Below are 19,307 nucleotides of genomic sequence, written 5' to 3' on the forward strand. Positions count from 1 at the left end.
GTCAGGGGGCGAGAAGCTCCTGGGCCTTCTTGACAAGACCCACGAACTCCTTGCGATAGCCCGAGGGGTCGCGGGCCAGCGAGGGCGTGGCCAGCTCCACGACGCCGGGGAACGTCAGCGTGCCGGCGGACGGCGAGCGACGGAGCAGCATTCCGAAGCCGGCGACGGCGCTGGAGAATTTGAAGTCGTCCGAGGCCTCACGGTAGTCGAGCCCTCGGTCGACGACCGGGCGCTGGATCAGGGTGCTCTTGTCCTCGGTCGGCTTCTTGTAGCGGAAGTTGACGACGAACGATTCGGCGTCAGCCCGCGCCGACTGCGCGGCGTTGTTCAGGTTCTTGGCGTTGAGAGCCGCCTCGGGCAACAGAGGGGCGGCCGGGACGATCTCGTAAAGGGCCGTCACGTGGCTCCCCGCGCCGATCTCCCCGGCGTCCTTGCGGTCGTCGGCGAAGTCTTCATTGGGCATCACGCGGTTCTCGTAGCCAATCAGCCGGTACGCCTTGACCTTGGTCGGCTTGAACTCGACCTGGATCTTGACATCCTTGGCGATCGTTTCGAGCGTCGAGCCCATCTCGCGGACCAGAACCTTGAACGCTTCGTCCGGGGTGTCGATGAAGGCGTAATTGCCGTTCCCCTTGTCGGCCAGCTTCTCCAACGTGCCGTCCTTGAGGTTGTCCATGCCGAAGCCGAGCACAGTCAGGAAGACTTGCTTCGGCCCCTGCGCCTTGGCCTGGATCAACTTGACCAGCTCGGCCTGGTCGGTCATGACCTGATTGAAATCGCCGTCCGTCGCCAGTACCACGCGGTTGAGGCCGTTGTTGATGAAGTTCTGGGCGGCGACGTCATACGCGAGCTGGATGCCCGCACCGCCGTTGGTCGAGCCGCCGGCGCGGAGCTGTTCGATCCGCGACATGATCTCGGCCTTGTTGAGGCACGAAGTCGAGGGAAGAACCAGACCGGCGGCCCCGGCGAAGACCACGATGGCGATCCGGTCGTTCTCGCCGAGCTGTTCGACGAGCCGTTGCAGACCCCACTGAACCAGAGGCAGCTTGTTCGGCTGATCCATCGAACCGGAGACGTCGATCAGGAACACGAGGTTGGTCGGCTTGCGGGCCGACTGGTCGATCGGCCTGCCCATGATCCCGATTCGGGCGAGCCGGTTCGAAGCGTTCCAGGGGCAGCGGGCGACCTCGACGTGGACCGCGAACGGGTCGGGGCTGTCGGCGGCCGGCGGCGCGTCCTGATAGGGGAAGTAGTTGATCATCTCCTCGATCCGAACCGCGTCGGGCGGAGGAAGCTGGTTCGACTGGGTCAGGAAGCGGCGGACGATCGAATAGCTCGCCGTATCGACGTCGATCGAGAAGGTCGAAACGGCCTCCTGACCGACCAGCACGAACGGGTTCTCCGGGACGGCGTCGAACCTCGGATTCGCGAACATCACGTTGCGGTCCTGCAGCTCCGCGAATTCGGCTACCGGCTGGCCTGCCGCCTCGCGGGCGGAATCGCCGGCAGAATCATGAAGGGCCGAGAACTTCGATTCGTTCTCAACACGAGCGGCGGCCGGCGCCATCGCCTGGTTGAGCGGTGCCAGACCGGGAAGCGACGACTGGGGCTCGGCGGCAGCCAGAGCCGTGACGCTCTCCTTCATCGATTGCTTGGCATACTGGTGTTTCATGTCCAAGGCGACCGGGCCGACATTCCCGTTCTGTACAGACAGTTGAACGGATTGGCCTTGGCTCTCCTCGCCGATCTTGCCCCTCTGACCCTGGCCATCCCCCTTCTGGGCCAAGCCTTCTGCCTTTTCGGCCTGGCCTTGCTGTTGGCCCCGGCCCTGGCCGTTCGGATTTCCGTCACCTTGAGCTTTGGCTCCTCCAAAGCCAACCTGCTGGCCTGGCTCATCTTTCTGTCCTGGGGCCGGCGTGCTGGAAAGTGTGATGGCTTCCCTCTCGGGCGTGACAAAGGCGTAGTAGTCGCTGGGGCCTTGATCGGCGAGTTTCCGGCCGAGGGCTTGCCGCTGATCGATGGGCGGCTTAGCAGCATCGGCTTGTCTGCCGGCCATCATCCCGCCCATCGTTGCTCCGGGAGGCGCGACGGGCGTGGCGGACTTCGTTCCACCACGCATCGCCAGCATGGGCTCGGCTGCAATCGGGCTCTTGTCAGAGTTGCTCTTGTGCTTCCGAAGGACGAAGCCCTCGGCCGAGTCGGCCTGGGCCCGCCGGGCTATAGCCAGTCCCTCAGCCCTTCTCGCCGCTTCGCGGGCGGATTGCGTGGCGGGCAGGAGGAGCGCGCCGCCGACCATTGCGAACAGGAAGAGTGCGGCGATCGAAGTGAGGAATTCACGCGACGGCCACTGAAAGAGGGCGGCCCGGGGCGGCGTGGCTGGAGTCTGCACGGAAGGAAGCGTCGCCGCGACCGCCTGGAGACCGTCGGTGTGAGCGGCGAGTTCGTGCATCTGCTCGTCGTGGAGTCGTTCCGACAGCAGGCTGGCGGTGAGGGCGATTTCGTCGATGGCTTTGCGCAGGTCCGGCCGGTCCGCGAGCAGGCGTTCGAAGTCTTGTTTCTCGGACTCTTCGAGTTCGCCTAAGGCGTAGGCGGTGAGCCGGGGGTCGTCGATGTCGAAGTTCATTTCAGGTTCTCCTTGATCGAAGATTTCAGGCTCTGGCCTCGGCCGGCTGACCGTCGAAGAGACGGCCACGAAGCGTTTTGATCCCGGCGTGAATCAGGTAGCCGACGTTGGACACGCTGTGGCCGCTGATCCGGCTGATCTCCTGGTAAGAGAACCCGTTCTGAAATTTGAGACGGATGACCTCGCGCTGGTTGGGGGGGAGGGTGTCGAGGAGCGCCAGCACGCGCGCCCCCAGGTCGTGACGTTCGGCGACGTCGTGCGGACCGGGGGCGGGGCTCAGGCAGCGGTTGACCTGTTCGTCTTGTAACCGAGTCATGCGATGCTCCTTCCGGAGGACGTCCAGAGCCCGGTTGCGGCAGACCGTGAACAACCACTCGGCGAGGTGGCCGTCGATCTCGGCGCGCGACTGCCCGCACAGACGCAGAAAGACGTCTTGCACCACGTCGCGAGCCGATTCGGCGTCGGTCAAAAGGCGGCGGGCGTAGAGCAAGAGCGGCCCCTCGAATCGGGACACCGCCTCACGCACCCAGGCCTCGCTCTCGAGGTTCGTTGGACCTGCCATCACCGTCCTCGATAGGGGACGTGTTCCCGTACATGGAAACTACGGGCCATGACGAACTTTCTTAGCCGGCGATCGAAAAAAGCCGCGGCCGACGATTCAGGTCAGTCGGGGCGGAGTCGCAAAGCGATGTGTCCCAGAAAGATGTGTCTGCGCGCCCGCTCACGCCGGCTTGGTCTCGGCCGACTTGGGTTCGCCGAATCGGAGCCGGTTGCCGAACGGGTCGATGACCATCAGCTCGCGCGTGTTCCACGGCGTCTCCTCGACGCCCGGCCTCATGTACGGATAGCCCTTGGATGTGATCTCGGCGTGATAGGCGTCGAGCCCCTTCGCACGCACGTAGACGGTCGATCCCGGGCAGCAGTCGCCGTGATGCTCGCTGAGGTGGAGCGTCAACCCGTCGCGGGTGATCTGCATGTACACCGGCATCGTCGGCTCGTAGCGATGCTCCCACTCGACCTTGAATCCCAAGAAGCCAACATAGAACTCCTTGGCTTTTTCGATGTCGAAGATCCGCAGGATCGGCACGGCTTCAAAGTGGAAATCAGACATGAACGGGCTCTCCAGGAATCGTAGTCGCGGGCGGATCGGTCTCACGGAACTCGATGCGTCGGGCTCGGGTTCGGCGAATACCAGAAGACCCCCGCGCGGTAGTCGGCCTCGAACTGATTCTCGCCGCCGTGCTCGATTCCCGCCGTGATCGAAATCGAGAACGGGACCGGGTCGGCGACGTTCCATCGGTACGCCGCAGCCTGCCAGACCTCGTTCTCGGGGCTCCGATAGATTGGGAACCCGTGCGAAGGATACGCCGAGGGACCGTTGAGCCGGCCTTCCAGGGCGTACCAGCCGCCGTTGAAGAAGTCTTCCGAGCCGGTGCCGTGAATCGCCAGCTTGCCGTCGATGGTGAACCGGTCGTCCCCTTCGAGCCAGTACGGCAGCTTGGCGCGGCCTTGAGTCGACATCAACACGCCAGCGAAATGCCCCCTACCCTCCTCCTTGAGCCAGCCGAAATCCTCCTTCGGCCGGGTGGGAAGCGCCTCGCGGTACGAGGCCCGCAGATAGCCCGCGTCGGCGTCGACCCCCTTCCGGTAGCGGACCCGGAGCTTACCCTTGATGGGCTTCTCGGCGTCGATCCGCAACGAGGCCTGGCGGTGATAAGGCATCGGGAAGCGGTTGTACCACGAACCACCGCGCTGGCCGATCAGGAGCGACTGAAAGCCGATGGCGTCGGGCAGCGTTCCGAACGCGTAGTCGAAAGGAAGATCGACGCCCGGCTCGCCGCTCGCGTCTTGATCCCAGACCATCCGCAGTCGAGCCGACCGCCAGCCGTCGGCCGTGCCGGCGCTCGGCTCAAGCTCGATCGACTGGATCGTCGCCGGGCCGGCGGGCATTCCGAAGACCTGCTCGCTGCGGGCGATCCCTTCCACGGAATACTCGGCCGTCAACGACTTGGCGAGCATCTGGGTCTCGTAGGTCTCGGGCGAAGCCCAGAGCGCCTTCGCCGCCTTGAGGTCAGCCAGCACCGGGGCCGACGGCTGTTCGACGAACGTATCGACTCCCTCCGCGCTGGGGAGAGTGACGAGCCCGATCTGGTAGAACCGCACGCCCTGCCCTTCGACGACGACCTTGCATCCGTTGCGGAACGGGATCGGGACGTACGAGACGAATCCGCCCGAGCCTTCCATGACCAGAGGTCTGGGGAAGTGCGGGTGCTTGCCCGAAAAAAGAGTCTCCAGCGGGACGTCGAGCGCGGGCTTGGCCTGGCCGTCGAGGTAGATCTTGATGTGTTCGTTCTTGCGGTCGAGCAGGCCCGCGTGCTCACCGCTGGTGTGCGTGGTCCAGATCCGCTGGATGACGCCCGGTCCGTCGAGTTCGGCCAGGACGGAGTTGCCATCCTCGACGCGGAGCTTCGAGTACGTGCCGTTGAAACCGTCGTAGTTCCCCCCCTTGCGGTCGTACGAGCTGAAGCCCATTGCGCGAACCCTCGGGTCGCGGAGCCGCGCGAGCCGGACCAGGTCGTGAAGATCGGCGGGCGAGCCCGAGGGGATGTAGCCTGGACCGGGCCCCGGCATCGGCTGATCCTGGGCGGTGAGGAGGATCGCCAGGGCGGGAACGAGCGTGATCAGGTTCATCGGTGCGGACTCTCGCGCGGATCAAATTGGACGGATTCGACCGCGCGGCGGCGGTTCGTCCGACCGGGGGATCGACTCTGGAATCAGGCCGAGGGGCGTCGTATCCTGGGTGACTTCCTCTCAGACTCCAGTCACGACCGGCGGCCCTGAGTGTGCCGCCGTTCTTGAGCCGCTGTCAAGCGTTCGCCCCCCCCCGAGAAAGGCCCCTCGATGAGTCGTACCGCTCGGCCGCTCGCGCGGCGTTTCGTTCTCGCGGCGTTCGGTGTTTACGTCCTGCTCCAGACGACGCCGCGTCTGGGCGCGTCGGAGCCGGCGATGCTCGGTTTCGCGCCGGCCTCGCGCGGCAAGCAGATCGAAGCCGAAGCCCGGGCGCTGGCGGTTCCGACGCCCAAGAACGCCCGAGCCTTGCTCCGAACGCTGACGGCCGAACCCCACGCCGCCGGAACCCTCGCCGACCAGCGGACGGCGAAGTTCGTCCACGACCGGCTCAAGGAGTGGGGATGGTCGGTCGAGATCCTCCCGTACGAGGTCTTGCTCAATCACCCGAGCGCGCCGCCGAAGCTCGAAATCGTCCGTCCCGAGCCGGCGCCGCTCGACCTCGAAGAGAAGCCGCTGGCGACCGACAAGGATTCCGCGAACTCGCTCGCCTTCCCGGCGTTCAACGGCTACGGGGTCTCGGGGACGGCTGCGGGCCAGGTCGTCTATGCGAATTATGCCCGCCCCGAGGACTTCGATGCGCTCGAAAAGCTCGGCGTCTCCGTCAAGGACAAGATCGTTCTTGCTCGATACGGCGGCCTGTTCCGCGGACTCAAGGTGCTCAACGCCCAGAAGCGCGGGGCGAAGGGGATCTTGATCTACTCCGACCCCGGCGACGATGGCTACGCCAAGGGGGACGTCTACCCCGCCGGCCCGTTCCGGCCGGAGTCGGCCGTGCAGCGCGGCAGCGTCCAGTTCCTGTCACTCGGCCCCGGCGATCCCTCGACGCCCCGAGGCCCGTCTATCCCTGGCGCGGATCGATTACCGATCGACCTGAAGCATGGTTTTCGGTTGGACGATCCCGAATGGGACAAGAACACCGGCTTGAAGCGCGGTGAATACTTCGCCACGATCCCGTCACTACCGATCGGCTACGGTGCCGCGCGGGAGATCCTCAAGCTGCTGGCCGGATCGAACGTCCCCGACGGCTGGCAAGGGGGCCTGCCGTTGGCTTACCACGTCGGCCCGGGGCCCGTCGAGCTGAAGTTCTCGGTCTGGAACGAGTACAAAGTGCGGACGATCTGGAACGTCGTCGCCAAGATTCCCGGAGCCGTCGAACCCGATCGCTGGGTCATGGTCGGCAACCATCGCGACGCCTGGGTGTACGGGGCGGTCGACCCCGGCAGCGGCACGGCGGCGACCCTCGAAACCTGCCGCGCCCTTGGCGAAGCCGTCCGCGCCGGCTGGAAGCCTCGGCGGACGATCGTCTACGCGAGCTGGGACGCCGAGGAGTACGGCCTGGTCGGCTCGACCGAATGGGCCGAACAGTTCACCGACGAGATCGACCGCAAGGCCGCCCTGATGCTCAACGTCGACGTGGCCGTCGCCGGCCCCGACCTCGACATGGGAGGCGTCCCCTCGCTCCGCGACCTGATGCTCGAAGCCGCCGGCGCCGTGACCGACGTCCGCTCCAGCCGCTCGCTCCGCGACGTCTGGCTCGAATCCAAGCGGAACGCCTGGGTTGCGAGCAGTCCGCTGGTCCTTATCGATCCGTTCTGGACGCGACCGACCAGCGTCGGCGATCCTCCGTCCTCGCCTCGCGGCTTCACGCCGCAACTCCACCCGCTCGGTTCAGGCTCCGACTACACGGCGTTCCTCGACCACCTGGGTGTCCCCGCGCTTGACGTCGGGTTCTCCGGCAAGTACGGCGTCTATCACTCGATGTACGACGACTTCAACTGGATGGAGAAGTTCGGCGACCCCGAGTTCCTCACCCACACGATGGCCGCCCGCCTCTACACCGTGCTCTTGATGCGTGCCGCCAATGCCGACGTACTCCCGTTTCGCTTCGTCCCCTACGCGGAAGCCCTCCGCGACCACGTCGACGAGCTTAGGCTGATCCGCGCCCGCAAGGTCCGCAAATCTGCGAAGCCAGGCACGAGGCCCGATGAGGACTTCGAAGGGCTCGGCGACCTCGCCGAGTCCGTCCTCAGGTTCCAGTCCGAGGCCCGAAGCCTCGACAAGGCGCTCGACGCACTCGCCGCCAAGGACGGCGCGCGGGCCGATGCGCTCTCCTCTCTCAACGAGGCGCTCACGCGGCTGGAGCGCGCGTTCCTGTTGCCCGGCGGCCTCGAAGGCCGCTCGTGGTTCAAGCACGCGATCTACGCGCCCGGCGTGACGACGGGGTACGCCGCCTGGCCGTTGCCGGCCATCCGCGAATCGCTCGAGGCCCGCAAATCCGATAATCTGAAGAGCGCCGTTTCTTCGACGACCGCCGCGATCGACGCGGCGACCGCCGCGCTGAAGCGCGCTTCGGCTCTCGCCCGCGACGCCGCGACCGGCCTGTAGCGGGGGCGGATCACGCTTCGGCGATCCGAATGCTATCCGTCGTTCATGATTTCTGGTGGAATACCACCTACGACCGATCGGGGAGACGACGGGCTTGACCCCGGGACGACCGGGATGAGGAAACTTCACGCATGAAAACCCCTACGTCCGTCGCCCCGCACGCCGTCACGTTGCCGCGTGTGCTCGGGCCGGTCGCCGCCCTCTGCGTGGTGGTCGGTTCGGTCATTGGCTCAGGGATCTTCATCGTGCCGGCCAGCGTCGCGAAGGAAGTTCCGTTTCTAAGCGGGATCGTCGCCGTCTGGATCATCGGCGGCATCTTCTCGGCGGCGGGGGCGCTGACGATGGCCGAATTGGGAGCCATGATGCCCCGGGCGGGCGGTCCTTACGTCTATTTGCGTGAAGCGTATGGTCCGATTCCGGCGTTTCTCTTCGGCTGGTCCGAGTTCACCGTCTCGCGCGCGGGGTCGATGGCGACGCTGGCCGCGGCGTTCGCGCGGTATTTCATCCAGATCGTGCCCCCTCCGTCGTTTCTCGGCGGCGCCGTCTGGCAAGCGGCGGCCGCGATCGCCGCGATCTCGATCGTGACGATCGTCAACATCCTGGGGACGCGCGGCGGCGGCGCGGTTCAGGTCTTCGGGACGGCGATCAAGGTCGGCGGGGTCCTTGCATTGATCGCCCTGCCGTTCGCAATCGGCGGTGGAAGCGTCGGCAACATGGCGCCGATCTGGCCCGAACGCGTCGACGGCTCGATCTTCACCGGCGTTATGGCGGCGATGGTCGGCGTGCTGTGGGCCTACGACGGCTGGATGAATGTGACGCCGCTCGCCGAGGAGATCCGGGAGCCTGAGAAGAACATTCCCAGGTCGATGATCTGGGGGATGGCGGTCTTGATCTCCGTTTATCTGGCCATGACGCTCGCCTACCACTACGTCCTGCCGATGTCCGAGATGGCCGCCGCCGATGAGCCCGAGGGAGGGATCACGAAGGCCGTGGCCGCCGTCTATTGCAAGGCGCTCCTCGGTGGGTACGGCGTGCTCGCGATCTCCGCGCTGGTGATGTGCTCGACGTTCATCTCGCTCAACGGCAACGCGCTGACCGGCCCGCGTTCGTACTTCGCGATCGCCCGCGACGGGATGCTTCCCGCATGGTTCCAACGCGTGCATCCCCGGTTCCAGACCCCAGCCTCGGCGATCCTCGCCCAGGGCGTCTGGGCGATCATCCTGACGGCGGTGGGAACGGCTCTCGTCGTCATCCCGCCCCCCGAATCGACGGCCGGGATGCCGCAATTCCTCACTTCCGCCTGGCTGACGCTGAACAAGACGCCGCTGTACGACATTTTGCGAACCTACGTGATCTTCGGCGCGACGATCTTCTACATGCTGACGATCACGAGCGTCTTCGTCCTCCGCGTCAAGCAGCCCGATCTTCCGCGCCCGTACCGGACCTGGGGCTACCCATTCACCCCTTTGCTGTTCGTCGCCGGCTCGCTCTTGCTCCTGGGCGACATGCTCCGCAACGAACAGAGCCGTATGCAGGCGGTCGTCGGCACCGTGCTGATCCTCGCGGGCCTGCCGGCTTACTACTTGCTCCGACGCGACGACCGCGACTGATAACGAATCGCCCTCAGTTCCTACTCGACATCCTCCACACGGCCTCCTCGATCAGAGGCCGGTCAAGATCTGGCAGAAGGTCGGCGAGGCGCGTGGTGTCGAGCGACAGGTCGGCCGGGCGCGGTTCGGTGAAAACGGCCTCAGCCCGGCTGTTCGCGGCGATGAGCGACTCGTCGAGGCCGAGCGCCCGGGCGATGCGCGACATGAACGCGAACCGACTCAGCCGATCGCGACCGCCGACGTGGACGACGCCCTCGAAATCGGCGTCGGTGAGTGCGACGAGAACTTCCGCCGCCGTCCGGTAGTCGAGCGGCGTGCGGTGCTCGTCGTGAAAGAAGGTCTGCGAACGCCCGGCGCGGAGGGCCGCCACGGCGCGATCGAAGAAGCCCTCGCGACCACATCGCGACGGTCCGTACAGCAGCGACAGCCGAGCCGCCACGCCGCCCGGCGTTCGGACGACCTCGGCTTCGGCCTCGTGTTTGGTCCGACCGTAGGCGAGGATCGGACTCGGCTCGTCGCTTTCCGTGTACCACGATCGGTCGCCGTCGAAGACCATGTCGGTCGACGTGAAGACGATCCGCCGCCCTCGATCGCGACACCAATCGGCCAGGTGGCGGGTTGCTTCCACGTTGACGAGTCGGGCTCGATCGAGGTCTTTGGACACCTGGTCCGCCGCGCTGATCGCCGCTACGTGGAGGATCACGGCGGGGTCGGCGTTCACGAGAGCCCGGTCGACGGCGCCGAGGTCGGCCAGGTCGACGGGTCGCAGTCGGGTCGTTCCCCAATCGCCCCGGGCGCCGCCGCTCCAGGGGACCACGTCCCAACCCGTCCTCATCAGCGGCTCTAACAAGTAAGCGCCGATCTGACCACTCGCGCCCGTCACGACAATCCGCATGATCGCCAACTCCCACATCCGCACCGCGGACTTCCCGAAAACCATCGCAAGCCCGATTCCAGCCCTGCCGATGATAGGCCAACAAGGTCCCTCAGGGAACGACTTTGACGCGCCAGGGTTCTTGGACTTGCATGAGCAACGTGGGAGCGGCCGCGATGGATATTCGCAACGTGGCATTGGACGACTTGGTCCTGGACCCGAATCTCAACCTCCGAGATCGGCTCGACGACTTCACGGTGGAGCGCTACGCCGAGGCCTGGGACCGGCTGCCGCCGATCACGGTCTATAGCGTCGACGAACGCTGGCTCATTGCCGACGGCTTCCACCGCCACGCCGCGGCGGTCATGCTCGGCAAGCGGACCATCCCCGTCGAGATCCGCGCCGGCTCGTTCAACGAGGCGCTCGACTACGTTTCGAGCGTCAACCTGTTCCACGGCCTGCCGCTCACGCGCACCGAGCGCCGGCGGGCCGTCGAGGTCAAACTCAAGCTCCACCACGACTGGTCGGACCGCCGGACGGCCGAAGAGCTGGGCGTCTCCCGCGAGCTGGTCGCCAAGATCCGCAAGCAGTTGATTGAAGGCGCGCAGATCCCCAACAACCCCGGTCGTGTCGGCTCCGACGGCAAACTCTACACGACGGCCGGCCTCCCTCGCGATCCTAACGAACACGCCCCGAGTGACAAGCGTGAACTCGACGGGTCGGAGCAAGGGCGACGCAGCATGAGCGGCGCCGCCACGGCGACTGCCCCGTGGGACGACGACGCGCCGGCGGCCAGGACCAAGAACCCGATCGCCGACGAGGTCCATTTCGCCGGCGGCGTCGACCCGCGCATCATCGCCTCGCAAGGCCCGATCGACGTGGCCGCGCCTTCGATCGAAGAGTTGCTCGACGTCATGTCCAAACAAATCATGGAGGTCGTGGCCTGGACCCAGGCCGACGGCTTCGTCGACAGCTATCGCGCGGCAAGCTCCAACGCGCGCGGCGTCTTCCACGCCGCCGTCATCAAGCTCGCCGCCCGGGCCGATCAGATGCGCCGAGGTTGATGATCGTCCGGACGCCTCAAACGACCTCGCAGAGAACACGGTCGGCGAGGAATCGCCCCTCCCGAGTCAACCGGATGCGCCGGCCGTTGTCCTCGAGCAAGCCTTCGCCGACGAACCGGGTGATCGCGGGGCCGATCAAAGCGTCGAGATCGAACCCGGTTCGGGTCCGGAAATCGTCGCGATCGAGACCGACCACCGTGCGGCGAAGCATGAGCATGGCCGTCTCGTGCGCGCGCTCCTCGGGTTCGAGCCGCTCATTGGGCCCGATCGCCGACTCTCCGGCCTCGATCCGTTTCAGGTAGGCCGACATTTCGCGGGTGTTCACCGTGCGGAGCCCGTCGAGGTACTGCGCCGCGCCCAGGCCGAGCCCGTAATAGGCGTCGTTGGCCCAGTAGACCAGGTTATGCCGCGACTCGTGACCGGGCCGGGCGTAGTTGGAGATCTCGTAGAGCATCAGGCCCGAGGCTTCAAGCCGGTCCATGACGTGCTCGTACATCAGCCGCTCGGTTTCCTCGCAGACCTCTTGGACATCGCCTTTCTCGCGCTGCTTCCAGAGGTTCGTCCCCTTCTCGTAGACGAGCCCGTAGCACGAAAGATGCGACGGTGCGAGGTCGAGGGTCGCCTCCAGGTCGGCCCGCCAGTCGTCGAGCGTCGAGCCGGGGACGCCGAAGATCAGGTCGAGCGACCAGCGAGGGAACCGCGAGCGGACGATTTCCACCGCCTTGCCGACCTCCTCGGGCGCATGGTTGCGTTCGAGTGCCGCCAGCAGCCGGGGCTGAAACGACTGCGCGCCCAGGCTGACCCGGTTGACGCCGGCCTCGGCCATCACGTCGGCCTTTTCGGCGTCGAGCGTGCCGGGATTCGCCTCGATCGTCCACTCACCACCGGGGTTCATGGGGAGCCAGTGGCGGACCATCGTCGCCAGCCGACCAAGGGCCGGGGCGTCGAGCCGGGTCGGGGTCCCGCCGCCGATGAAGATCGTGTCGACGGGTCGGGGCTCGACCAGCGTCATCCGCATCTCGCGTTCGAGGGCGTCGAGATACCGTTCGGACAGATGGTCGGCACCCGCCAGCGAGGCGAAATCGCAGTAGCCGCATTTATGGGCGCAGAACGGAATGTGGACGTAAGCCGAGCGCGGCCGGAGCCAGGGCGGATCCAGATCCGTCGCGGTCGGCACCGCGTTGAGGTCGCAACTCGATAGATTCATGGGACTTTCATCGACCGGCGCGGCGACGATGGGTTGCTCCGCTCCGGTCGAGTTCGATCGGGGACTGCTCAGGGAATCGCTTCCAGGAACCGGACTTCCGGGACCTCGGCCTTGACGGCCTTCTCGATGAACATGGTCATGGTGACGACGGACGACACGCAGCCCTGGCACGTCCCAAGCAGGCGGACCTGGACGATATGGTCTTCGTCGATGCTGACGACCTGGACCTCGCCGCCGTCCTCGATGAGGCCGGGGCGGACCCGTTCGTTCAGCACGTTTTCGATGCGTCCCAGAAGCTCTTGGCGAACTTCGGGAGTCGACTGCCGCGACTGGGCTGTAACGTTCATCAGCATGAGGCTCGCGCGGGACGATGCGATGAGTGGAGGCTCGCCGTTGACAGGGACCTCCCCTGAAAGTCCGACGCACCTTCCCGTCAGGACGATCGGGACCGTTCGACGAGGCGAACGATCTCGATCCGACGATCCGTACATCCGGACCCTGAAGGAAGTGTACCGCCTGAGTCCAGCCCCGGCGACCCGACGTCCTTAATAATCGTCGCCGCCGCCGCCCCGATAGCCGCCGCCACGGTATCCGCCGCCGCCACCGCCGCCGCCCGGTGTGCGCGGACGCGCTTCATTGACGGTCAGCCGACGACCGTCGATGTCCTGGCCGTCGAGCGTGTCGATCGCCGCTTGCGCCTCGTCGTCGTTGGGCATTTCGACGAATCCGAAGCCCCGGCTGCGGCCGGTCTCGCGATCGCCGAGCACCTGCGCGGAGCTGACCGCTCCGAACTGCTCGAACATCTCTTGAAGATGTTCGGACGTGACCGAGTACTTGAGATTACCGACGTAAAGCCTCTTCGCCATTGCATTCGCCTGCAACAGGCTCTCCACCGATCGACCGCAACGTGGTCCAACAGCACGACTCCGCGGGAGCGGACGAGCCGAACCCCGCAGGGCATCGCCACTCCAATCCGGCGCCTGGGCTGTTGGCCGACCCGGGACCCTCGCCGCCTGGTCTGGAGCGTCTGGCACTGTATCCAGTTCGATCGCGCTGTTCAACAAAAAAGCCGACGATGCAACATGGATGCCGGGAAACCTCCTTTCTCTCTCCGCACTCTGGTTTGCGACCCTCTTTCGGCCCGCTCGGCGACCTCCGATTCGCGACCCCGCCGCGTTCGGTACTTGCATCGGGCCCCGCGCTGGCGGACATTGAACGTCGATGGGCCTCGCCTCCTCGGTTCACCCTGGAAAAAACGTCGATGCGAACATCACTGAGATATGAACGGACTCGCATTGTTGTCCTCGGAATGATCGGACTCGCCGTTTGCGGCACGACGTCCGCCAAGGACTGGAGTCTGACGTTCCGGCCGTCGGGCTCCTTGCAGGCCGACACGCCGATCGTCGCGCCGGCGCCCGACGGCGTCGATGAGGGCGTTTACCGACTCTCGACCGGAGCGGATGCGGCGTCGACGCCGGCCATTGTGTCGACAGTGGACGGCAAGCGGACCCTGACCGTCGTCCTGCCGGCGCTCACGGGGCCGTCGACCTTCGTCTTGAAGAAGGACGACGCGAAGGGCTCTCCCGGCGCGGGGGTCGCATTCGTCCCTCAAGGACCGAATCTGGAAATCCAGATCGACGGCAAGCGGTTCGCGGTCCACCGCGTGGACGTCGGGGCCAAGCCGTTCCTGTTCCCGCTCGTCGGCCCGACCGGCGATTCGTACACCCGCGCCTTCCCGATGGAGAAGGTCGAAGGAGAGGACGAAGATCATCCCCACCAGCGTTCGTTCTGGTTCACGCACGGACTGGTCAACGGCGTCGACTTCTGGAGCGAGCTGAAGAACCACGGCACGATCAAGGAGACTGAGCGGACGATCTCGGCGCCGACGCCCGTTCTCGGCCGGCTGACGACCCGCGACGACTGGCTCGGCCCCGACGGCGCGAAGGTCTGCGAGGACGAGCGCGTGCTGACCGTCTACAACACTCGATCGGTGCGCGTCCTCGACTTCGCGGTGAAGCTCAAGGCGACCGAGGGGCCGCTCGTGCTGGGCGACACGAAGGAAGGGACGTTTGGCGTGCGAGTCGCCTCCAGCATGGACGTCACCAAGAAGGCGGGGGGCAAGATCCGCAACGCCGAGGGGCTTGAAGACGACAAGGCGTGGGGCAAGCCCTCGCCCTGGGTCGACTACTCGGGGCCGGTCGGCGGCAAGACGGTCGGGATCGCGATCCTCAACCATCCTCAGAGCTTCCGCTATCCCACGACCTGGCACGTTCGGACCTACGGCCTGTTCGCCGCCAACCCGTTCGGATGGCATGATTTCGGCCTGTCCGAAAAAGGCGAACACACGATCCCGAAAGGGGAGTCGGCGTGGTTCGGCTACCGCGTGATCCTTCACGCAGGCGACGGCCCGTCAGCCGGAATCGCCGACCAGTTCGCCGGCTACGCGTCGCCGCCGTCCGTCAGGTGGATCGCCGCCAATTGAATGTCAATCACGGCTCACGCCCGAGCGGCGATTCGTCCCGCCGGCGTGAGCACTCCGCGGAGCGGAACGTCGTGCGACTCGACCGGGATCGGGTCGAGGATCTGGCAGTCGAACGCGATGGCCCAGGTCTCGACCTTCGGGCGAACCCCCGGCAGGAACCGGTCGTAATGCCCCGCGCCTCGGCCGATCCGGTTGCAACGGAGGTCGAAGGCCACCCCCGGGACAAGAACCCAGTCGACCTCGCCGGGGGCGACCACTCGACAGGTCCGCCGAGGCTCGGGGATGCCCAGCACGCCCGGTTCCAGGTCGCGCTCCAGGTCCTCGATCTCAAACAACTCAAGCTGGTGAGCGACCTTGTCGACCCGAGGACAGATCACCCGCCGCGAGGCTTCGAGCGCCTTCGCGATCAGGGGAAGCGTGTCGATCTCCTCGTCGAAGGCCTTGACGTACAGGAGCAGGGTCTTTGCATCGCGATACTCGGGAAGCTCGGCGACCTGGTCGAGCAACAGGGCCTCTTGCGCGCGGCGGACGTCCGGATCAAGGTCGCGGATCGCCTGGATCGTCGACATCCGGAGCGCCTTCTTGAAGGCCTTCACGGCGGGATCGGATTTCACGACGCGACGCCCCCGATTGACCGGAAAAATGAAACAGCCCGTGACTCCCCGCCGAAACGAGGGGCACGGGCCGATCAAACCTCCACCGCAATGCCGTTGAGGCGCTTTTGAGAACCCGCAGTTCAGGTGGGAGCCGCAGACCTACGAGAAAGCAGAGCTTCAAGAGGCCGATATGGGATCCCTACGGGCTTAACGTTGGTTCGCCAAAAGTACGCCCCCTGTCGAACATGGCAGAGGCGTTGTTCAGCCGAAACTGAACTTCTCCATAGTAGCTTCCGAACCCCGAAAAGGCAAGCCGAGAGCGTCTCGATTCAGTGAATGAAAGTCCACCTCACGAACACGCGTGTCGGAGTCGGACATCAAGATTTCATTGATCCTGGATGATCGAGCCCGGCTGCGTCGCCGTCATCCCGAGGCCGGGGGCTTCGGGGGCCTCCGCCCCTTTCAGCTTGCGGATCTGGTCACGGAGTCGGGCGGCCTCTTCGTAGATCTCGAGCGCGACGGCAAGTTCGAGCTGCTCTTCGAGACGCTCCAGCGGTCCGGTGGGGCGGTCGTGCTGGACGTCGCGCCGCCAGCGGAGCAGGAAGCTGAGTTCGGAGCAATCGGCCTCGCGGTCGCCCTGGTGGTACTCTTCGAGGAACTCGCGGATCAGCCGGACTCCGTCGTCGATCTTTTCAAGGGCCGCGGCGTGGTCGTTGCGAGCGAGCTCCTTGAGGGCGAGGGCGCGGCTCCGCATCATGGCGACGTAAGGTCGGTACTGGTCGAACTGGATCTTGTCGCGACGGCGGGAGGCGTAGCGGGCGACGAACGCGAACAATCGCAAGTTGCGCTCGGTGTCGCGGGCGACCATGTCGTAAAGTTGGAGATGGAAGGCCGACAGGTAACGATGGTAATACTGAAGGCCCTCGCGCATCAGGATCGAGCAGGCGTCGGGCTCGAGCGAGAACTCGTCGCCGGCCGTTTCCGTTTCGTTCCGACGGGCCTCGTACTGGTCGAGGAACGAGTCGAAGCCATCGGGACGCTGGCCGTCGGGACGGCCCTCGCACTCCATCTGGAGCACGCCTAGGTCGATGCGCATCTGGATCCGCTCGCGGCCGTCGTCGCCGACGATCATACGGACCTGGAGATCGTCGGCGTGGAAGTCCCAGCCGGCCAGCGCGGCGCTGATGTCTTCGCTCAATGGAAAATCCCCTCGGTTCCCGATCGACGGTCGGCCGCTCGCCGCGCGAGGAGCGGGCAGTCGGCACCCATCATCTCAAATGTACGCACGACCGCCGTTTTGGGCAACCTCGCGCGCGACGAACCGCGAGCGTCGCGGCAGGAACGCGACGCTCGCGGTCGGTGTCGAACGGGTGGACGCATGGCGTCCGGGACGACGAGGGAGGACGTCGCGGCTTACAGCTCGTTGCTGTCGTGGATCATCGGCTCGAGCTCTTTCGTGTTCCGTTCAACGGCCAGGACGATCGTCCGCTCCTCAACGCCGTCGGCGCTGGAGGCGACGGCCGGGATGATCTGGCGCGAATCCGGCAGGCTGAACCGGACGGTGAACGTGCCGTCGGGCCGGAGCTGGACCGACTCGCCTTGCAAGGTCACCTGGGCGTTGGGCTCGGTCGTCCCATAAACGATCAATTCCGCGTCGAGCTGAAAGTGGAAGTTCCGGCCGATGCCCGGCAGCGCTCCCAGCGAGAGGTTCTGCATCGAGAGACTCGACAGCGGGCGGCGGAGCCGCTCGTCGAACAGGTCATTGAGGTCGACCGAGGCGTTGTTCGCCTTGTTCGCGCCGATCGTGGAGGGGTTCTGGACGCGCTCGAACTGTTGCTGGACGCTGGCCCAGTTCTCCTCAAGAGCGTCGGTGACGCCGGCCTTGGGGGTCGTGACGATGTTCGACCGGGCCAGGACGTAGAATTTGCCGCGACGCGACAGATAGCCGACGTCGATCCGGAACGACCTCGGGGGCTTGAGGACGTCGATGTACCAGTTGTTGACGCCGCCGTGGATCGGGATGTCGCGGAGCTGGCGTTCGGTCGCGTTGGTCGTGTCCTCGCTCGTCACGTCCATCAGTCGGAGGATCGGCTGGGCGCTGTGCCATTCCTGGCCGAGAGCGGCCTGGGCCCGGGCCAACGTCGTCCGGCTCAGCTCCCAGTGGGCGTGCAGCCAGTACGGGTCGCGGGCCAGGACGATGATCCGGTCTTTCTGCGACGCGTGGTCGAGCGTGTGCGGCGCCGCACACGCCAGCGGCAGTGACGGCGCGGCCGCGCCGCGGCGGGCGACGGGAGCGTCGGGCAGCGCCGGCACGGGGCGCTTGGCGATCTTGGGGGCGCGGGGGGCGGGTCGTTCTTTCTTGACGCGAGCCGACGGGGTCGAGCGGGTTACCGAGAGAGCCCGAATCAACTGGTCTTTCCGCATCGCGTGCCAGCCCGAGATTCCTCGCTCTTTGGCCAACTGGGACAGATGCTTCTTATTACAATCTTTGAGCGCGTCGACGGTCATGCGGAGCCACTCCAGCACCGCAAGCCGCGCGACGGAGCGCCCTAGCGGTGGATGACGGGTTGCGTGAATCCTCCGTGAGTGGACCGATCCGGAAAACTCCCTGTGTTCCGGATGAGCTGAGTCGACAAGAGATTCAACAGACCAGATCGACTGTCCGTGAAGGGCGCCGAACGAAAAAAAAACGGCCGTCGACCCTCCATGGGTCGAGACCGTTTCCTCAGCCGCAGCCGTTTCGTTCAAGCCTTCGTGGTGGCATCGCTGGTCCCCTCATTCAAGGCCTATCGGGGGTGGCGGGAGCCGATGTACGCCTGCTGTCAGGCACCCGCTGCTAAACGGGATACCACAATGACAGAGAGACTGTCAATTCCGATTTCTTCACAAGCAAGCGACTTCCGACGACGTGGCGCATCGACGCCCCTTTGATCGATCATAAGCTCATGCCCCCAGCCGCCGCGACGAGCCACGCATGAGCGAATGCGCCAGTAAGAGGGCGGCCCCGGCCGACGGCCGGCTCGAAGCCCTTTCGGACGCGCGCCGGAAAGGCCCTCAAACAGGTGCGACCACGAGAGTCGACCGACTTTGTGAAAAATTTCTCGATCTTTGCCTGTGGGTGGTTGACAGGGCCTGGGACGCACTGCTTAATGGTACGTGCGTGCGACGGCAGTCCTGCCGAGACCCCCATGCTTACCGCGTCCAACCCCATGCGTTTCGCCGTTCGCGGCGGTTCGTCGGCCGGCGTCGCGGTGTGTGGAATCGACGGCGAGCGGGAGGCGATCGTGATCGATGATCAGGATTCGCGCTCGTCGCTGTCCGTCGGCCTGGACTGGAGCGCGCGGGTGACGACGATCGGCCTGGAGTTCTGCGTGCCGGCCGTACTCGGGCATGTGGTCGACCGTTGGTTGAGCACGGCGCCCTGGCTGACGGTGCTCGGAGCGCTCCTGGGGATGGCGATCGGCATGCTGCATGTGCTCCGCCTGCCCGGCGAGCTCGCGAGGGCCGACGAGCGGGCGAAGGCGAGGGCCCGGCGAAAGCCCGGAGACTCGCCCTCCCGGAACGTACCGGACTGAATCGACGTGGAAAGAAACCGGTTGAGGCGACGCGGCGTATC

Annotated in this window: 16 protein-coding genes; 5 read left to right on the forward strand and 11 right to left on the reverse strand. The window is 65.7% G+C overall.

Features of this window, described 5'->3' with window-relative positions; genetic code table 11:
- Position 1: 1 nt before the first annotated feature.
- The 4 genes from BSF38_RS07555 to BSF38_RS07570 form a co-directional block, all read right to left on the reverse strand.
- On the reverse strand, positions 2 to 2,623 hold the full coding sequence (locus tag BSF38_RS07555) for a VWA domain-containing protein (RefSeq protein ID WP_076344432.1): 2,622 nt from the start codon (positions 2,621 to 2,623) through the stop codon (positions 2 to 4).
- 25 nt (positions 2,624 to 2,648) lie between these two features.
- Entirely contained in the window at positions 2,649 to 3,185 is a 537-nt protein-coding gene (locus tag BSF38_RS07560; protein ID WP_076344434.1) for an RNA polymerase sigma factor, read from the reverse strand.
- Positions 3,186 to 3,344: 159 nt separating this feature from the next.
- Positions 3,345 to 3,734 (reverse strand): glyoxalase superfamily protein, encoded by a 390-nt coding sequence (locus tag BSF38_RS07565; protein WP_076344436.1) that lies wholly within the window; start codon positions 3,732 to 3,734, stop codon positions 3,345 to 3,347.
- A 41-nt stretch (positions 3,735 to 3,775) separates the two neighbouring features.
- Entirely contained in the window at positions 3,776 to 5,314 is a 1,539-nt protein-coding gene (locus BSF38_RS07570) for a DUF2961 domain-containing protein (RefSeq protein WP_076344438.1), read from the reverse strand.
- A gap of 210 nt (positions 5,315 to 5,524) precedes the next feature.
- On the opposite strand from BSF38_RS07570, the gene BSF38_RS07575 reads away from it, so the two are divergent.
- Together BSF38_RS07575 and BSF38_RS07580 are read left to right on the forward strand one after the other, a co-directional pair.
- Positions 5,525 to 7,858 carry a M28 family metallopeptidase gene (locus tag BSF38_RS07575; protein WP_076344440.1) on the forward strand — a complete coding sequence of 778 codons (2,334 nt, stop codon included), beginning with the start codon at positions 5,525 to 5,527 and terminating at the stop codon, positions 7,856 to 7,858.
- A 131-nt stretch (positions 7,859 to 7,989) separates the two neighbouring features.
- Positions 7,990 to 9,468: an APC family permease gene (locus tag BSF38_RS07580; protein WP_076344442.1), complete on the forward strand. Its 1,479-nt coding sequence runs from the start codon at positions 7,990 to 7,992 to the stop codon at positions 9,466 to 9,468.
- A 13-nt stretch (positions 9,469 to 9,481) separates the two neighbouring features.
- Here BSF38_RS07580 and BSF38_RS07585 read toward each other — a convergent pair whose 3' ends face one another.
- Positions 9,482 to 10,363 carry an SDR family oxidoreductase gene (locus BSF38_RS07585; RefSeq protein WP_076350667.1) on the reverse strand — a complete coding sequence of 294 codons (882 nt, stop codon included), beginning with the start codon at positions 10,361 to 10,363 and terminating at the stop codon, positions 9,482 to 9,484.
- A 155-nt stretch (positions 10,364 to 10,518) separates the two neighbouring features.
- On the opposite strand from BSF38_RS07585, the gene BSF38_RS07590 reads away from it, so the two are divergent.
- The gene (locus tag BSF38_RS07590; RefSeq protein WP_076350668.1) at positions 10,519 to 11,406 is read left to right on the forward strand and encodes a ParB/RepB/Spo0J family partition protein; all 888 of its coding nucleotides are present in this window, start codon (positions 10,519 to 10,521) and stop codon (positions 11,404 to 11,406) included.
- Between the two features lie 16 nt (positions 11,407 to 11,422).
- Here the strand turns inward: BSF38_RS07590 and hemW are convergent, their stop codons facing one another.
- From hemW to BSF38_RS07605, 3 genes are all read right to left on the reverse strand, one after another.
- Positions 11,423 to 12,613 carry a radical SAM family heme chaperone HemW gene (gene hemW, locus BSF38_RS07595; RefSeq protein ID WP_076344444.1) on the reverse strand — a complete coding sequence of 397 codons (1,191 nt, stop codon included), beginning with the start codon at positions 12,611 to 12,613 and terminating at the stop codon, positions 11,423 to 11,425.
- Positions 12,614 to 12,681: 68 nt separating this feature from the next.
- Positions 12,682 to 12,960 carry a NifU family protein gene (locus BSF38_RS07600; RefSeq protein WP_076350669.1) on the reverse strand — a complete coding sequence of 93 codons (279 nt, stop codon included), beginning with the start codon at positions 12,958 to 12,960 and terminating at the stop codon, positions 12,682 to 12,684.
- A 198-nt stretch (positions 12,961 to 13,158) separates the two neighbouring features.
- A complete protein-coding gene (locus BSF38_RS07605) occupies positions 13,159 to 13,479 on the reverse strand; it encodes an RNA recognition motif domain-containing protein (RefSeq protein WP_076344446.1) in 321 nt (106 codons plus the stop codon).
- A 443-nt stretch (positions 13,480 to 13,922) separates the two neighbouring features.
- Between BSF38_RS07605 and BSF38_RS07610 the strand changes: the two genes are divergently transcribed.
- Positions 13,923 to 15,095 (forward strand): DUF6807 domain-containing protein, encoded by a 1,173-nt coding sequence (locus BSF38_RS07610; RefSeq protein ID WP_237170785.1) that lies wholly within the window; start codon positions 13,923 to 13,925, stop codon positions 15,093 to 15,095.
- A 14-nt stretch (positions 15,096 to 15,109) separates the two neighbouring features.
- Here BSF38_RS07610 and BSF38_RS07615 read toward each other — a convergent pair whose 3' ends face one another.
- From BSF38_RS07615 to BSF38_RS07625, 3 genes are all read right to left on the reverse strand, one after another.
- A complete protein-coding gene (locus tag BSF38_RS07615) occupies positions 15,110 to 15,709 on the reverse strand; it encodes a 5-formyltetrahydrofolate cyclo-ligase (RefSeq protein WP_145952011.1) in 600 nt (199 codons plus the stop codon).
- A gap of 367 nt (positions 15,710 to 16,076) precedes the next feature.
- Positions 16,077 to 16,889: a UvrB/UvrC motif-containing protein gene (locus BSF38_RS07620; RefSeq protein ID WP_076344450.1), complete on the reverse strand. Its 813-nt coding sequence runs from the start codon at positions 16,887 to 16,889 to the stop codon at positions 16,077 to 16,079.
- 215 nt (positions 16,890 to 17,104) lie between these two features.
- The gene (locus tag BSF38_RS07625; protein WP_076344452.1) at positions 17,105 to 18,199 is read right to left on the reverse strand and encodes a DUF4912 domain-containing protein; all 1,095 of its coding nucleotides are present in this window, start codon (positions 18,197 to 18,199) and stop codon (positions 17,105 to 17,107) included.
- A 680-nt stretch (positions 18,200 to 18,879) separates the two neighbouring features.
- On the opposite strand from BSF38_RS07625, the gene BSF38_RS07630 reads away from it, so the two are divergent.
- A complete protein-coding gene (locus tag BSF38_RS07630; protein ID WP_168189332.1) occupies positions 18,880 to 19,266 on the forward strand; it encodes an AtpZ/AtpI family protein in 387 nt (128 codons plus the stop codon).
- Positions 19,267 to 19,307 lie beyond the last annotated feature (41 nt).

It is taken from the genome of Paludisphaera borealis (genome assembly GCF_001956985.1).
Classification (GTDB): domain Bacteria; phylum Planctomycetota; class Planctomycetia; order Isosphaerales; family Isosphaeraceae; genus Paludisphaera; species Paludisphaera borealis.

What these genes read in the sequence shown, in the direction of transcription:
- BSF38_RS07580 (WP_076344442.1), top strand. Translation starts at nt 7,990, where the DNA reads ATGAAAACCCCTACGTCCGTCGCCCCGCACGCCGTCACGTTGCCGCGT.
- BSF38_RS07565 (WP_076344436.1), bottom strand. Translation starts at nt 3,734, where the DNA reads ATGTCTGATTTCCACTTTGAAGCCGTGCCGATCCTGCGGATCTTCGAC.
- hemW (WP_076344444.1), bottom strand. Translation starts at nt 12,613, where the DNA reads ATGAATCTATCGAGTTGCGACCTCAACGCGGTGCCGACCGCGACGGAT.
- BSF38_RS07610 (WP_237170785.1), top strand. Translation starts at nt 13,923, where the DNA reads ATGATCGGACTCGCCGTTTGCGGCACGACGTCCGCCAAGGACTGGAGT.
- BSF38_RS07560 (WP_076344434.1), bottom strand. Translation starts at nt 3,185, where the DNA reads ATGGCAGGTCCAACGAACCTCGAGAGCGAGGCCTGGGTGCGTGAGGCG.
- BSF38_RS07555 (WP_076344432.1), bottom strand. Translation starts at nt 2,623, where the DNA reads ATGAACTTCGACATCGACGACCCCCGGCTCACCGCCTACGCCTTAGGC.
- BSF38_RS07605 (WP_076344446.1), bottom strand. Translation starts at nt 13,479, where the DNA reads ATGGCGAAGAGGCTTTACGTCGGTAATCTCAAGTACTCGGTCACGTCC.
- BSF38_RS07600 (WP_076350669.1), bottom strand. Translation starts at nt 12,960, where the DNA reads ATGAACGTTACAGCCCAGTCGCGGCAGTCGACTCCCGAAGTTCGCCAA.
- BSF38_RS07630 (WP_168189332.1), top strand. Translation starts at nt 18,880, where the DNA reads ATGCTTACCGCGTCCAACCCCATGCGTTTCGCCGTTCGCGGCGGTTCG.
- BSF38_RS07575 (WP_076344440.1), top strand. Translation starts at nt 5,525, where the DNA reads ATGAGTCGTACCGCTCGGCCGCTCGCGCGGCGTTTCGTTCTCGCGGCG.
- BSF38_RS07570 (WP_076344438.1), bottom strand. Translation starts at nt 5,314, where the DNA reads ATGAACCTGATCACGCTCGTTCCCGCCCTGGCGATCCTCCTCACCGCC.
- BSF38_RS07585 (WP_076350667.1), bottom strand. Translation starts at nt 10,363, where the DNA reads ATGCGGATTGTCGTGACGGGCGCGAGTGGTCAGATCGGCGCTTACTTG.
- BSF38_RS07590 (WP_076350668.1), top strand. Translation starts at nt 10,519, where the DNA reads ATGGATATTCGCAACGTGGCATTGGACGACTTGGTCCTGGACCCGAAT.
- BSF38_RS07625 (WP_076344452.1), bottom strand. Translation starts at nt 18,199, where the DNA reads ATGACCGTCGACGCGCTCAAAGATTGTAATAAGAAGCATCTGTCCCAG.